Below are 14,298 nucleotides of genomic sequence, written 5' to 3'. Positions count from 1 at the left end.
TCCTCCGGCGGGCGGTCGCCGGCCCCCGCGACCCCGCCCACCGCGCTCGCTCCGCTCCCTGACGCCGCGGGATACCGGCGCCCGCCACCCTCGTCGCTTCGCTCCTCGGGCCGGCGGTCGCCGGCCCCCGCGGCGGGAGGCACGTCAGGAGCTGCGGCGCCCGAGCGCGTCGAGCTGGCGCAGCACCGGGTGGGCCTCGATGACCTTGGTGAAGCTGACCTTCTCGCTGGCCGCGGTCAGCGCGGCGATGGCGGCGAGCGCGGCGGCCCGCCCGGCCGGCCCGGTGCGCGCCGCGAGCGCCACGCCGAGCAGCGCGCCCAGCGCGTTGGCCCCGCTGTCGCCGAGCATCACGCGCTCGTCGAGGTCGTCGGGGAGCACGCTGGCGGCCACGCCCAGCGGCCCGGCGGCCAGCCCGCCCGCGCGCCCCAGCGACAGCGGCGCGCCGACCAGCCCGCTCACCTTGAGCGCGCGGCCGGGGCGCAGGTCGAAGAGGTTGAGCAGGTTCGCTGCACCCGCGATGACGCCGGCACCCAACAGCAGGTCGGCGGCCCGGCCCGCGCGGGTGACCGGGCGCGGGCGGCCGGGGTCGGCGGCGAGCAGCGCGGAGGCGGCCAGCCCGGCCGCGCCCACCCCGACGATCTTGACGAGCCCGCTGGTCACGCGCCCCTCGCGGAGCGCGGCGAGGTGCCCCGCGAAACCTTTGGCCGCCTTCTGCTCCGGCCGGTTGCCCACGACGTCGTCATAGAAGCCAACGGCTCCGGAGCCCATGCCGGCGGCGAGCGCGGCCGCCGCGGCGGCCGGGCCGGGTGCCGCGACCGCGGCCGACACGGCGGCACCCGCCGCCAGCGCCGGTCCCCCGGCGAGCGAGACGGTGCGGCCGCGGAAGTTGGTGCGGTGCAAGGATTCCTGGGTGCCCAGCGCGCGAAGCACCGCCCGGGCCCCAGCGACCCCGGCGGCGACCGCCAGAAGGCGCCTCACTCCTTGGGCTTCGGCAGCAGGGAGCTGGCGCCCGCGTTGAGGCCGTAGTGGCCGGCCTTGCCGTCGACCAGCTGCTCGGCCACGGCGAGCGCGGTCACCACCCGGCCCTGCGCGGTGTTGCCGTTGTCCACAGTGGAGATGCTCTTGGCGAGCGTGGGGTCGCCCCGCACCGCGCCGATCACGTTGCCGTTGCCGCCCCAGCTGCCCGCGACGATGACCGGCCCCGCCCGGTCGAGCTGGGACACGATCGTCACCACGTTTTCGTCCTTGGGCGCCGAGTCCTTGTCGGTGTGCGGCTGCCCCGCCACCACGACCACGGCCTCGGCCGGCCCGGTGACGGTGTCGTCCTTCACGCTGATGTAGCCCGCCGAGGAGTACGCGGTCAGCAGTGCCTTGAGGTCGGCCGGTGCCACCTGCGGCGCCGGCGCCGGCCGGTCGAGCAGCGCGGTGCCGAGCAGCGCGCTGGCGGTCTCGACGCCCACGCTGTTGGCCGGCAGGCCGGTCAGCGGGATCGTCGGCTGCGAGGCGCGGTCGGCGAGGTCGAGCAGCTCGGGGCTGTTGTCCGGGTTGACGAACTTGTCTTCGATGTCGATCCGCCCGGTGATCGTCGCGCCGGCGATGGTCAACATCTCCGTGACGCCGTCGACGAGGTCGTCACCGCTCGGCGTGGTCACCACCGCGATCCGCCGCCCGGTGAGCTTGCCGGCCAGCATGATCGGCGCGGCCTCCGTGGCGAACTCCTCCTCGCGGTTGGCCTCCTCCTGAAGGCTGCTCACCGTCTCGCGCAGCTGCCGGTTGTCCTTGCGCAGCGCGTTGACGTTGTCGCTGAGCGAGTCGGCCACCGGACCGTTGAGTGCCGCGGTGCCCACCACCAGTCCGATGGCCAGGGCCAGGAAGACCGCGGTCAAGGACACAACGTGGTAGCGGAAATTGATCACGCGTACTGCCGTCCCTCAGAAGAGCTGTCCGAGCTGGAACACCAAATTGTCCCACCACTCCGAAACGACAGCGAGGTAAGCCTTGCCAACCGTGGAGACCGCGACCGCCGACGCCATCGCGGCCACCGCCGACAGCACGAGCAGGAGCAGGGACGATCCGGAGATGCTCTGCCGGTAGAGCCGGCTCACCCCCTTGGCGTCGACGAGCTTGCCGCCCACCTTGAGCCGGGTGAGGAACGTCGAGGCCATCCCGCCGCGGCCCTTGTCGAGAAACTCGACGAGCGTCGCGTGCGTGCCCACCGCGACGAGCAGCGAGGCACCCTTTTCGTCGGCGAGCAGCATCGCCAGGTCTTCGCTGGTCGCCGCCGCCGGGAAGGTGATCGCCGACAGGCCGAGCTGCTCCACCCGGGCCATGCCCGGCGCGCGCCCGTCGGGGTACGCGTGCACGATCACCTCGGCGCCGCAGCGCAGCACGTCGTCGGTGACCGAGTCCATGTCGCCGATGATCAGGTCAGGCGTGTAGCCCGCCTCCACCAGCGCGTCGGCACCGCCGTCGACACCGATGAGCACCGGCTTGAACTCCCGGATGTACGGCCGGAGCACGTCGAGGTCGGCCTTGTAGTCGTAGCCGCGCACGACGATGAGGCAGTGCCGCCCGGAGATGTGTGTCTCGATCTCCGGCACGCCGACACCGTCGAGCAGCAGGTCACGCTCCTGCTTGAGGTACTCCATCGTGTTGGCCGCGAACGCCTCCAGCTGCACCGACAGCCCCTCGCGGGCGTCGGCCATAGACTTCGCGACACTCTCGAGATCTTGCCGCACCCCATGTGCGACCGGCTCACCGTCGACGTAGACCGTGTTGTCGTCGATACGGACGGTGTCGCCCTCGCGCACCTGCTGGAAAATGCCCTCGCCGAGGTCGTCGACCAGCGGGATGCCCGCCTTGACGAGCACCTCGGGCCCAAGATTCGGGTAGCGCCCGGAGACGGACGGCTTCGCGTTGAGCACCGCCGACACCCCGACCGCGACGAGCGAGTCCGCGGCGACCCGGTCGAGGTCGACGTGGTCGATCACGGCGATGTCGCCCGGACGCAGCCGCCCCGCCAGACGCTTGGTCCGGCGGTCGAGGCGCGCGGTGCCGGTTACATTTCCCGGTTCGACGCTCCGGGTCCGGCGCAAGGCTGGTAGACGCATCGTGACCATCGTGGCATGTCCCGGCATGTTTTTCCGGACACGACGCGCATGACCAGGGGGAAGGCGATTTCTATGTGACCGGGCTCACTGTCGATAAACACATTTCCCGGGTCCGCGTCAGCGCCGGACCGCTGCTCCCGCCGGAGACCGCGGAGGGCGGCTCCTCGCTGGCGCTCGTCGAAACCCCGCCCTCCGCTGCCAGGTCCGAGCGACAAGACCGAACCCGCACCGCGTCGCTTTCTGGCCGCGGTGACCCCCGCTGCCTCCGGCGGGGCCTGGGACTCCGGATGCGGCGCCGGGCCTGCGGCCGCCTGCGCGCCAAAGTCGCCGCGTATCTCATGTGGCGCGATATCCGGCTCATGGTCCGGGACGCGTGATGATCGTTAGCCCGGAAACCCGATGACACGCCGTGGGAACTACGGTTTCTGGGCTAACGATCAACGGTGGACGCATCCGTGCGAGCAGGTCGACAGCGTCCCGGTCCCGCGCACCCGGGCCTAGCCCGCACCGACGAAGACCCTGGTCGGTGGCAGTGACCCACGACGGGGCTTCGTTGCTCCGGCGAACCCGACGGCGCTAGCCGCGCTTTTCGCGAGCGGCCACCGCGAGCAGCTCTTCCGCGTGGGCGATGCCCAGGTCGGAGTCGGGGAGACCGGCGAGCATGCGGGCCAGTTCGCGGGCGCGGTCGGTGTCTTCCACCACCCGCACGCCGCTCGTCGTCACCGCTCCCCCGGTGTCCTTGGCGACCACGAGGTGGCGGTCGGCGAACGCCGCGACCTGGGGCAGGTGGGTGACCACGAGCACCTGGTGGCTGCGGGCCAGCCGGGCCAGGCGGCGGCCGATCTCGACGGCGGCCTGGCCGCCCACACCGGCGTCGACCTCGTCGAAGACCAGCGTGGGTGGGCCGCCCGCGCCGGCGAAGACCACCTCGATCGCGAGCATCACGCGGGACAGCTCACCACCCGAGGCGCCGCGCTGGAGGGGCAGCGAGGGGGCGCCCGGGTGGGCCAGCAGGCGCAGCTCCACCTCGTCGGCGCCGTCGGGGCCGATCTCGCGGGGCACGACGGCGACCTCGATGCGGGCGTGTGGCATCGCCAGGCCGCCCAGCTCGACGGTGACCTGCTCGGCGAAGCGCCCGGCCGCCTCCTGCCGGGCCGCGGTCAGCCGGCCGGCCAGCTCCGCCGCCTCGGCGGACAGGCGCTGGCGCTCGCGGTCGAGCTCCTCCAGCAGCTCGTCGGAGGTGTCCAGCTCGGACAGCCGCTCGCGGGCCCGGGAAGCCCAGGCGATCACACCGTCCACATCGTCGGCGTACTTGCGGGTCAGCCCCCGCAGCGCGGCCCGACGCTCGTACAGGGCCTCGAGGCGGGCCGGGTCGGCGTCCAGCGCGTCGAGGTAGGCCGACAGCTCGGCGGAGACGTCGCCGATCAGCGTCGCCGCCTCCTCCAGCCGCACCGCCAGGTCGCCGAGCTTGGCGTCGAGCCCGGCCTGGGCCTCCAGCGTGCGCCGCGCGGTGCCGATCAGGCTCGTCGCGTCGGGTGTCTCGTCGCCGCCCTCGACGCCGGCCGCGATCGACCCGTACGCCAGCGCGGCCGCCGTGCGCAGCCCCTCGGCGTGCTCCAGCCGCTGTGCCTCGGCCTTGAGCTCGTCGTCTTCGCCGGGCTGCGGGTCGACCCGGGTGATCTCGTCGAGGCCGAGCCGCAGCAGGTCGGCCTCCTGGTTGCGCTCGCGCGCGTTGCGCCGGCGGTCGGCGAGGTCGTCTTCGACCGCGCGCCACTGGGTGTAAGCCTCGCGGAACGTCTCCAGCAGCTTTTCGTGCTCCGCCCCCGCGAACCGGTCGAGCGACGCCCGCTGCTCCGCCGGCCGGAGCAGGCGCAGCTGGTCGGACTGGCCGTGCACGGCCACCACCTGCTCGCCCACGTCACCCAGCACCGACACCGGCATGCTGCGGCCGCCCACGTGCGCGCGCGAACGCCCCTCCACGGTGACCGTGCGGCTGAGCAGCACCGTGCCGTCTTCGTCGGGCTCGGCGCCGGCGTCGGCGATGCGCGCGTTGACCGCGGCGGCGGCCTGCTTGGCGAGCCGCAGCCGGCCCTCGACGACCGCCCGCCCGGGGTCGGCGCGCACCCGCCCCGCGTCGGCGCGACCACCGAAGAGCAGACCGAGCCCGGTGACCACCATCGTCTTTCCCGCGCCGGTCTCGCCAGTGATCACATTCATCCCGCCGGTGAGCGGGAGGGTGGTGTCCTCGATGACGCCGAGGCCGGTGATGCGCAGCTCTTCCAGCACGCCACCAGACAGTAGTAGCGCGGTCCGACCCTTGGCCACCCGCCGTGCTCCGATCAAGGCCTTCAAATTCCCAAGCCGCCTCCGGCGGGACGGCTCCGCCCCCAAGAGGGCAGCCCTGTCACCGCCTGGACGGGTAGCCGGGACTCCTTCCGGGAATTCACGCCCAAGAGGGCTGCCTTCTTGGGGCTTGGCGCGCGGAGGTGGCAGCGGAGGCCGGGGATCTCGGCGAGCGCCAGCTCGCCGCCGGCCTCCGCGGTCTCCGGCGGGAGCGGCGGTCGGCCGCTGAAACGGCCCGGGAAAATATCTGTCACATCCTGGTGCGACGGGCTTCGACGGCCAGCACGAGCAGCAGGACGGCGATCAACGCGACCAGCTGTCCACCCGCGACGATCAGGCCCAGCGGGATGGTCGCGAGCGCGAGCACGACGCCGGCCGCGCGATAAGGCACGTTGCCGAGGCCGAGCACCCGGCGGAAGGCGGCGTCACCCGCCAGGTACAGCGCGAGGCCGCCGGCGAGCGCGACCGCCTCGGCGAGCTTGAGCTCCTCGCCGGCGTGCCCGACGACCTTCTTGGTGCCGGCCGCGGCGACCACGACGCCGAGCAGGAGCACGTAGTGCGCGTAGCCGTAGGCGCGCATCGCCACCATCGCGCGGCGGCTCTCCGGCACGGCGGCCAGCGCGTGCTCGGCGGCCTCGTCGCCGTCGCCGAAGTAGACCCACCACATCAGATACGACAGGGTGAGGGCGAGCGCGGCGACGATCACCAGCGGCAGGTCGACGTCGAGCCCCGCCGCGCCGACACCGATGGCGACGACGGACTCGCCGAGCGCGATGATGACCACCAGCCCGTGCCGCTCCACGAAGTGGGACGGCGAGATGGTGAAGCCGCCGATCGGCCGGATGTAGGGCGCGACGACGTCCACCGCGAAGGCTAGCGCCCACAGCGCCCACCGCCACCCGCCGGGCGTGAACCCGCCGACCAGCACGAGGGTGGCGCTGGTGAGGTTGACCGGCGCGAGGCGGAGCATGGCACGCGCCGCGCCCGGACCGCCGGCGAGCACGAAGAGTCCACTGTGGACGGCGTTGACGACGAAGTAGCCCACGCCGAACGCCCACCCCGAGTCGCCGAACGCGTCCGGGATCGCCAGCGAGATGGTGAGGAAGCCGCCCATCCCGACGAGCATGAGCGAGCGGCGCAGGCGGTTGTTGGGGATGACGGCGTTGGTCAGCCAGGCAAACCCGCCGTACATCCACAGGATGATGCCGAGCATCAGCGCGACCCGCGCCGCGCCCGGCCAGTCGAGCTCGTCGGCGAGCAGCCGGGTGAGCTGGGTCAGCGTGAAGACGAAGACGAGGTCGAAGAAGAGCTCCAGCGTGCTGACGCGCACGGCGCTCTCGGCCGCGGACTCCCGCCGGGTATCGGACACGCCGCCCAGCGTAGAACCTCAACGGCGGTTGCCGCGCCACCCTTCCACCGGCAGCTCGAACTTGGCCACCAGCCGATCGGTGAACGGTTCCTGCCGCAAGCGGACGATCCGGACGGGCAGCTCGCCCCGCCGCACCGTCACCCGCGCGCCCGGCGGCAGGTCGAAGACGCGCCGCCCGTCGCAGCAGAGCGCCGCGAACGAGGTGTACGGGTCGACCGTGATCACGAACGTGGACGTGGGCGCGGTCACCAGCGGGCGGCTGAAGAGCGCGTGCGCGCTGATCGGCACCAGCAGCAGCGCCTCCACCTCGGGCCACACGACCGGCCCGCCCGCCGAGAACGCGTACGCCGTCGAGCCGCTCGGGGTCGCGCAGATGACGCCGTCGCACCCGTAGCGGGACAGCGGCCGCCCGTCCACGTCGACGAGCAGCTCGAGCATGTGCGCCCGCTGTCCTTTTTCGACACTCACCTCGTTGAGCGCCCAGGACTCGGCGATCCGCTCACCGTCCACTTCGGCCATAACGTCGAGGGTGAGCCGTTCGTCCACTGTGTACGAACGGGCGACCACGTCGCGCACCGCCTGGTCGAGGTCGCGGATCTCCGCCTCGGCGAGGAAGCCGACCTTGCCGAGGTTGATGCCCAGCAACGGGGCGGCCACCGGGCGGGCCAGCTCGGCCGCGCGCAGGAACGTGCCGTCGCCGCCGAGCGCGAACACGATCTCCACGCCGTCGGCGGCCGCCAACCCGCTGACCGGCTTGACTTCGGGCAGGTCGAGATCGGCGGCCTCCTCGGCCACCACCCGCACCTCGAAGCCGGCCGCGATAAGGTCGGCCGCCACGGTGCGGGCGTGCTCGGTGCTGTCCTGCCGCCCCGTGTGCGTGACGAGCAACGCCGCCCGGTTCATGCCCCCACCACTTCCCGCACGCGTTCTCCGTCAACCTCGGGCGCGTCGCGGCGCAGCCACAGGAAGAACTCCACGTTGCCACTCGGACCGGGCAGCGGGCTCGCCGCCACGCCGGCCACACCGAGCCCCTCGGCGCGCGCGGCCGCCGCCACGTCGAGCACGGCCGCACCACGCAGCGCCGGCTCGCGGACCACGCCGCCGGCACCGACCCGCTCCTTGCCCACCTCGAACTGCGGCTTGACCATCAGCGCGAGGTCCCCCTCCGCCTCGGTGCAGGCGGCCAGGGCGGGCAACACCAAGCGCAGCGAGATGAACGACAGGTCGGCCACGGTCAGCCCCACCTGCCCGCCGATAGCGTCCGGGGTGAGGGTGCGGACGTTGGTGCGCTCGAACACGCGTACCCGCGGATCGTTGCGCAGCGACCAGGCGAGCTGGCCGTAGCCGACGTCGACGGCGACGACCTCGGCGGCCCCGGTGCGCAGCAGCACGTCGGTGAAGCCGCCGGTGGACGCGCCCGCGTCGAGGCACCGCCGCCCCTTGACGGCCAGGCCCTCGAACGCCGCGAGCGCGCCGGCGAGCTTGTGGCCGCCGCGCGACACGTACTCGACGGTGTCGCCAACGACCCGCACCGCGTCGGCGGGGTCGACCATCGCGGCCGCCTTGCGGGCCGGCACGCCACGCACCTGCACCCGCCCGGCCTCCACGAGCTCGGCGGCCTGCTCACGCGAACGGGCCAGCCCCCGGCGGACCAGCTCCGCGTCGAGGCGGGCGCGGCGTGCCATCAGGCCTGGTCGATGGTGGCGAGCGTCTCCTGGAGCGTGGCGTGCGCGGCCTCGTACTCGGCGATCTGGTCGCGAGGCGGCAGGTCGGCCGCGTTTGCCAAAGCCTGGACGACCGCGTCGACGGCGGGGTGCCCCGAGCCGCCACCCTCCACAGTGTCCTCACCCGTCGCCGGGGCCGGTATCTCCACAGTGGCCGGTGGCGTTGGCGCCGAGGGCTTCACGGACGGCGGTGGTGACGGCACCGGCGGGCGGAACGGTCCGGGGGTCGGCTGCATCAGGAGGCCTCACCCGCGGGCGGCGCCGTCTTCTTCGCGGCGGTCTTGCGCGGTGCGGCCGCCTTCTTCGCGGGCGCCGCCTTCGCCGGCGGCGTGGTCGGTGGCACCGCGTCGGCGGCCGGTTCGACGGACGTGGCCTTCTTGGCCACCGCCTTCTTCGCCGCAGCTTTGTTTGCCACGGCCTTCTTCGCCACGGCCTTCTTGACCGGAGCGGTCGCCGTCGCGGGCGGGGCGTCCGCCGCCTTCTTGGCCACCGTCTTTTTCGCGACCGCCTTCTTGGCGATGGCCTTCTTCGCGACCGGCACGGTGGCGGCCGCGACAGTGGCGCCGTCGGTGGCCGGCGCGCCCGCCGGCTCGGCGGTGGCGCGGGCCTGCCGCAGCTCCTCCTCCAGGTCGCGCACGCGCGCCGTCAGGTCGGCGACCTCTTCCGCGGTGGCGAGGCCCACCCGGCCGAGCGTGCGGTCCACCTCGAAGCGGACCAGCTTGGACAGCGCCTCACGGTTGGCCAGGCTGGTGGAGACCAGGTCTTCGGCCAGTGCCTGGAGCTGCGCCGCGGTCACCCCACCCTTGCCGACAAGCTTCTTGGCGACCTTCTGCGCCTTCTTTCGGGACGCCTCGGTGAGCCCCAGGGCAAGCTCGAGGTATGCCCGCCACGCATCCTGCATTACACAATCCTTCCGCCTGCGCCCGATAGTCCAACCCCATACGCTACCGGGCGGTCACGCCACCTCCTGCGGTACCGTGCGGAGGACCTTGTGTGGTGTCGATCGGAGGTTAGCGTGGCCACCGTGCAGGAGTGCCGCGAGGCGCTGGACGATCTCGCCAAGCGCTTGGCGGCCAACGCGGCTGACGCCCGCAAGCGGCTCAACCTCGACCGCACGCTGGCCTGCCGCATCACCGACCTCGGCGTGGCCTTCCACGCGCGCCTTGTCGGCGGCCAGCTCGTCGACATCCAAGACGGCGACGACAAGAGCGCCAAGATCGCACTCACCACCACGAGTGACGACCTGGTCGCGCTCGTGCGCGGCGACCTCGACTTCGCCCGCGCACTCGGCGCCCGCCGCGTCTCGATCAGCGCGAGCCCGTTCGACCTGCTGAAGCTCCGCAAGCTCCTCTAGGTTTCACACCAGCCCACGCTGCTCTGGGTTTCACGCCAGCCCGAGCGCGTGGAGCGCGTCCCGCGCGGCGGGCGTGTCCGGGGTGACCTTGGTGACGTCTCCCCCCGACCAGGCCAGCCCGCACAGCAGCCGCAACGCGTCGATGGCGCTGCCCTGGCCGGCCAGGTGCGCGTCGCCTTCGCGCTGTTCGGTTTCGAGTCGCCAGCCGTCGACCTCGCCCGGCGGCACCGTGGCCGCCCCCGCCGCGTCGAAGAGGCCGGCCAGGTCAGGCGCCACGAACGTCGGTCGCCGCTCCGGCGGCGCCGCCACAAGGTCGGCCGGCCCGCTCACGCCGGTCAACACCAGCAGGCTGTCCATGCCGGCCCGCACCGCGCCCTCGATGTCGGTGTCGAGCCGGTCACCGACGACCAGCGGCCGCACGGCACCCACCCGCCGCGCCGCGGTCGCGAAAAGCCCCGGCTCCGGCTTGCCCACCACGAGATCGGGTTCCCGCCCGAGCGCCGTGCGCAACGCCGCCACCAGCGACCCGTTTCCTGGCAGCGGCCCGCGCGGGCTCGGGAGCGTACGGTCGGTGTTCGTCGCGACCCACTGCGCGCCGCCCCGGATCGCGACGGCGGCCTCGGCCAAGTCGGCCCAGCCCACCTGCGGCCCATACCCCTGCACCACCGCCACCGGCCGGTCCTCGGCCCGCGACACCGGCTCCATGCCCGCGTCGCGCACCTCGGCGCGGAGCGCCTCCGCCCCCACGACCAGGACCTTCGACCCCAGCGGCAGCCGCTGCGCCAGCACAGCCGCCGACGCGCCCGCCGACGTGACCACCTCACCGGCATCAGCTGGTACACCGAGGCCGGCCAGCAGGTCGGCGACCTCGGCCGAGCGGCGCGAGGCGTTGTTCGTCGCGTACGCCAGCCGCACGCCGGCCCGATGCAGCTCGCCGACCGCCTCGACAGCGCCGGCGATGGGCCGGTCGATCAGGTAGATCACGCCGTCGAGGTCGAAGATCACCAGGTCGTACGCGTCGACCAGCCGCTCACTCACGCCCGCGACCCGGTCTCGCCATCCCTGTCGGCCGCGTCACGCTCGCCCACCGCGCGGCTTGCGCCGCGTTCGTGCTCGCCGGTTGGCTCGCGTTCGCCGGCCTCGCCGGTTGGTTCGTCTTCACTGGCCGGACCGCCCGCGGTGACCTCGCCGTCGTCGCCGCCGTCCTCGTCGTCGAAGTCGGCGTCCGGGTCGTCGTCGTAGCCGACCTCGTCGTTTTCACTTGCTTCGACGTCGCCGGCTTCGGCCTCGCTGCGTTCGGTGCCTTCGCTGGCCTCGTCTTCGCTGGCCTCGACCTCGCCGGGTTCGGTGCCTTCGCTGGCCTCGTCGTCTTCGTCTGCCTCGTCGACGAGATCGCCGCGCTCGGTGGCGGTGCCGCGGGCGTCCTCCTCGTCCTCGAAGCCGTCCTCGTCATCGTCGAAGCCATCGTCGTCTTGGTCGTCGTAGTCGGCGTCCGGGTCGTCGTAGTCGGCGTCCTCGTCGTCGTGGCCGTCCTCGTCGTCGTGGCCGTCGGCGTCGGAGTCGCCGCGTGCCTCGGCCTCCGCACCGCCAGCGGCGCTGTCCCCCGCCGCGAAGTCGTCCTCTTCGAGGTCGGTCTTCTCGTCGCCGCTCAGGACCACGCCGTCGAGCTCCAGCAGCCGCTCGGCCGCGTCGGTGGTCGCCTCGGGGTCGGCGTCCGCCGCCCGCGCGAACCACTCCCGCGCCTCCTCGCGCCGCCCGACCGAGAGCAGGGCGTCGGCGTAGGCGTAGCGCAGGCGCCCGGCCCACGGCTCGTCCGCCGCGCCGGCCAGCTCGCGCACCTGGAGCATCGCCACGGCCGCGTCTTTCTGCCCCATGTCACCGCGCGCGCCGGCCGCAACGATAAGCAGCTCGATCGCCTCGGCGGGCCCGAGCCCGGCCTTGTCGGCGGCCCGGTAGATGTCCACCGCCCGCTCCGGCCGCCCCAGCGCCCGCTCGCAGTCGGCCAACACCGCGAGGTGGGTCTGCTTGCCGCTCATCCGGTGGTAGGTGCGCAGCTCCGCGATCGCGGTCTGCCACTCCCCCGCGGCATACGCGGCGAGGCCAACCGCCTCCCGCACCACCGCGATCCGGGACGCGAGCCGCCGTGCCGCGAGCGCGTGCGCCATCGCCTCCTCGGGGTCTTCGTCGATCAGCTGGCCGGCCGCGACGAGGTGACGGGCGACCATCTCGGCCACCGGCCGCGCCAGCGACAGCAGCTCCGCGCGCACCTCACCGTCGAGGTCGGTCGCCTCGATGTCCTCGGGGATGGCGGGCGCCACCGGCCGTCCGCCGCGATCCAGCGCGTCACCGTCGTCCCGGCGGTCGGAACGCGACTCGCCAGCCTCGGCGTCGCCCACCCGCTCCCGGTCATCCCGGTAGCCACCGCGCCCGTCACGGTCGCGGTCGGACCAGCGGTCACCGCCGTCGCGACGCCCCGGGCTGCGGTCTTCGAACGTGCGCCGCGGCGGCCGCCCCTCACCACGCGGACCGCGCCCGCCGTCGCGGTCGCCGTAGCCGCTGCGGTAACCCCGCTGCTCGTAGCCGCCCTCGCGACGCCCACCGCGGTCGCCGCCGTCACGCCGGTATCCACCCTCGCGCGGACCCCGATCGCCATCGCGGTCGCGCCGGTCACCCTGGAAGCCGCGCGGACCCCGGTCGTCCCGGCCGCCGGCGAAGCCGCCACCACGCGGACCGCGATCGCCCTGGCCGCCACGTGGGCCTCGGTCGCCGCGGTCGTCCCGGTCACCCCGCGGACCCCGATCGCCAAACCCGCCGTCGCGCGGACCCCGGTCGCCGCCGAAACCGCCGCCGCGTGGGCCGCGATCGCCGCGATCCCCGCTGAACCCGCGGTCGCGCGAAGCGCTCCGGTCACCGCCGAAACCGCCGTCGCGCGGACCCCGGTCGCCGCGGAAGCCCCCGTCGCGCGGGCCACGGTCGCCGCGGAAGCCCCCGTCGCGCGGGCCACGGTCGCCGCGGAAACCGCCGCCACGCGGGCCACGGTCGCCGCCCTCACGCGGGCCGCGATCGCCGCCGTCACGTGGACCACGATCGCCCGCGAAGCCGCCGCCACGCGGGCCACGGTCGCCGCCCTCACGCGGGCCGCGATCGCCGCCGTCACGTGGACCGCGGTCACCCGCGAAGCCGCCGTCGCGCGGGCCGCGATCGCCGCCGAAGCCGCTGTCGCGGGGGCCGCGGTCGCCCTGGAAGCCTCGTGGGCCTCGGTCGTCACGGCCACCGGCGAAGCCGCCGCCGCGCGGGCCGCGGTCACCGCGGTCACCCGAGAAGCGCGGGCCGCGGTCGTCGCGCCGGCCGGCGAAGCCGCCGCGCTGGCCTTGGTCGCGGGAACCGCCCCGGTCATCGCCATCGCGGCGGTAGCCGCCGCTCACACTCCGGTAGCCACCTTCGCGCGAACCCTGCTGGTCGCGCCGGAAGCCGCCGGGGCGCGCTTCGCGGTCGCCGTAGCCGCCGCGGTATCCGCCGTCGCGGCCACCCTCGCGGGAGTCGCGGTCGCGCTGGCCGCGGGAGTCACCGTCTCGTCCGCGGAAGCCACCGTCACGGCCGCCACCACCGGCTCCGCCGCCCCGGAAGCCGCCGCCATCGCGCGGACCGCCACCGAAGCCGCCCTCGCGCGGGCCCCGCCCGCCGAAGCCGCCCTCGCGACGCCCACCACGATCGTCGCCGTCGCGCCGGTATCCGCCCTCGCGCGGGCCACCACCGGATCCGCTGTCGCGCCCGCCACGGAACTCGCCGTCGCGGCCGCCCTCGCGCGGGCCGCGCCCGCCGCTGGAGAAGCCACCTTCACGCGGGCCCCGCCCGCCGCCGGAGGAGCCGCCCTCGCGTGGGCCGTGCGGACCGCCGCGGAAGCTGCCCCGCGAGCCCTCGCCGTATCCACCGCGCGAGCTGCCCCGGAAGCCGCCCTCACGACGCCCACCACGATCGTCGCCGTCACGGCGGTAGCCGCCTTCGCGATCGCCGTAGCCACGGCCACGGTCACCCGAGTCGCGGTATCCGTCGCGCGGACCGCCCCGGTAGCCGCCATCGCGCGAACCGCGCGCCGGCCGGTCACCGAAGCGACCTCCGCCGCCAGCGTCGCGCCCAGATCCTCGGTCGCGGCCGCCATCTCGATCGCCGGAGCCGCGGTCGCCGCGCTCGCTGCCGCGCCGACCTCGACCCTCGTCGTCGCGGTCGCCGTCGCGCGGTGCGTCGCCTCGCGGTCCCTGGCTCACGGATACATCCTCCCAATACGCAGTGAAGGCCACCCCGGCGGGGTGGCCTTCACTGAAAGAAGTCCGGCGGTGTCCTACTCTCCCACACCCTCCCGGGTGCAGTACCATCGGCGCTGGAAGGCTTAGCTTCCGG

At 74.1% G+C, this 14,298-nt stretch carries 11 protein-coding genes, 1 rRNA gene and 1 pseudogene; 1 reads left to right on the top strand and 12 read right to left on the bottom strand.

Annotated elements, in window-relative coordinates; genetic code table 11:
* Positions 1-144 precede the first annotated feature (144 nt).
* From ACTMTJ_RS34300 to ACTMTJ_RS34260, 9 genes are all read right to left on the bottom strand, one after another.
* Complete coding sequence (locus ACTMTJ_RS34300; protein WP_441222837.1) at positions 145-978, bottom strand: hypothetical protein; 834 nt, start codon at positions 976-978, stop codon at positions 145-147.
* Positions 975-1,916: a copper transporter gene (locus ACTMTJ_RS34295; protein ID WP_441222836.1), complete on the bottom strand. Its 942-nt coding sequence runs from the start codon at positions 1,914-1,916 to the stop codon at positions 975-977. The genes ACTMTJ_RS34300 and ACTMTJ_RS34295 overlap by 4 nt, the downstream gene beginning before the upstream one ends.
* Positions 1,917-1,931: 15 nt before the next feature.
* Positions 1,932-3,110 carry a putative cytokinetic ring protein SteA gene (gene steA / locus ACTMTJ_RS34290; protein ID WP_441222835.1) on the bottom strand — a complete coding sequence of 393 codons (1,179 nt, stop codon included), beginning with the start codon at positions 3,108-3,110 and terminating at the stop codon, positions 1,932-1,934.
* Positions 3,111-3,686: 576 nt separating this feature from the next.
* Positions 3,687-5,396: a DNA repair protein RecN gene (gene recN, locus ACTMTJ_RS34285; protein WP_441222834.1), complete on the bottom strand. Its 1,710-nt coding sequence runs from the start codon at positions 5,394-5,396 to the stop codon at positions 3,687-3,689.
* 307 nt (positions 5,397-5,703) lie between these two features.
* Positions 5,704-6,822, bottom strand: coding sequence for a low temperature requirement protein A (locus ACTMTJ_RS34280; RefSeq protein ID WP_441222833.1), 1,119 nt, complete (start codon positions 6,820-6,822; stop codon positions 5,704-5,706).
* An 18-nt stretch (positions 6,823-6,840) separates the two neighbouring features.
* Positions 6,841-7,725, bottom strand: a complete 885-nt coding sequence (locus tag ACTMTJ_RS34275) for an NAD kinase (protein WP_441222832.1) — start codon at positions 7,723-7,725, stop codon at positions 6,841-6,843.
* Positions 7,722-8,507: a TlyA family RNA methyltransferase gene (locus tag ACTMTJ_RS34270; RefSeq protein ID WP_441222831.1), complete on the bottom strand. Its 786-nt coding sequence runs from the start codon at positions 8,505-8,507 to the stop codon at positions 7,722-7,724. Before ACTMTJ_RS34270 ends, ACTMTJ_RS34275 begins: the two co-directional genes overlap by 4 nt.
* Positions 8,507-8,782: a hypothetical protein gene (locus ACTMTJ_RS34265; RefSeq protein ID WP_441222830.1), complete on the bottom strand. Its 276-nt coding sequence runs from the start codon at positions 8,780-8,782 to the stop codon at positions 8,507-8,509. The genes ACTMTJ_RS34270 and ACTMTJ_RS34265 overlap by 1 nt, the downstream gene beginning before the upstream one ends.
* Positions 8,782-9,447, bottom strand: coding sequence for a phasin family protein (locus ACTMTJ_RS34260; RefSeq protein ID WP_441222829.1), 666 nt, complete (start codon positions 9,445-9,447; stop codon positions 8,782-8,784). The genes ACTMTJ_RS34265 and ACTMTJ_RS34260 overlap by 1 nt, the downstream gene beginning before the upstream one ends.
* Positions 9,448-9,561: 114 nt before the next feature.
* Here ACTMTJ_RS34260 and ACTMTJ_RS34255 point away from each other — a divergent pair, with 114 nt between their 5' ends.
* Positions 9,562-9,900, top strand: coding sequence for an alkyl sulfatase C-terminal domain-containing protein (locus ACTMTJ_RS34255; RefSeq protein WP_441222828.1), 339 nt, complete (start codon positions 9,562-9,564; stop codon positions 9,898-9,900).
* 30 nt (positions 9,901-9,930) lie between these two features.
* Here ACTMTJ_RS34255 and ACTMTJ_RS34250 read toward each other — a convergent pair whose 3' ends face one another.
* From ACTMTJ_RS34250 to rrf, 3 genes and pseudogenes are all read right to left on the bottom strand, one after another.
* Positions 9,931-10,938, bottom strand: coding sequence for an HAD-IIA family hydrolase (locus ACTMTJ_RS34250; RefSeq protein ID WP_441222827.1), 1,008 nt, complete (start codon positions 10,936-10,938; stop codon positions 9,931-9,933).
* A 374-nt stretch (positions 10,939-11,312) separates the two neighbouring features.
* A pseudogene (locus tag ACTMTJ_RS34245) lies at positions 11,313-12,125 on the bottom strand (tetratricopeptide repeat protein); the annotation flags it as partial.
* Positions 12,126-14,226: 2,101 nt separating this feature from the next.
* Positions 14,227-14,298 (bottom strand): 5S ribosomal RNA (gene rrf, locus ACTMTJ_RS34240); the annotation flags it as partial.

The organism is Phytohabitans sp. LJ34 (genome assembly GCF_052068095.1).
GTDB lineage: Bacteria > Actinomycetota > Actinomycetes > Mycobacteriales > Micromonosporaceae > Phytohabitans.
Note: the sequence above shows the minus strand (reverse complement) of the source record. Positions and strands in the feature narration are given on the sequence as shown.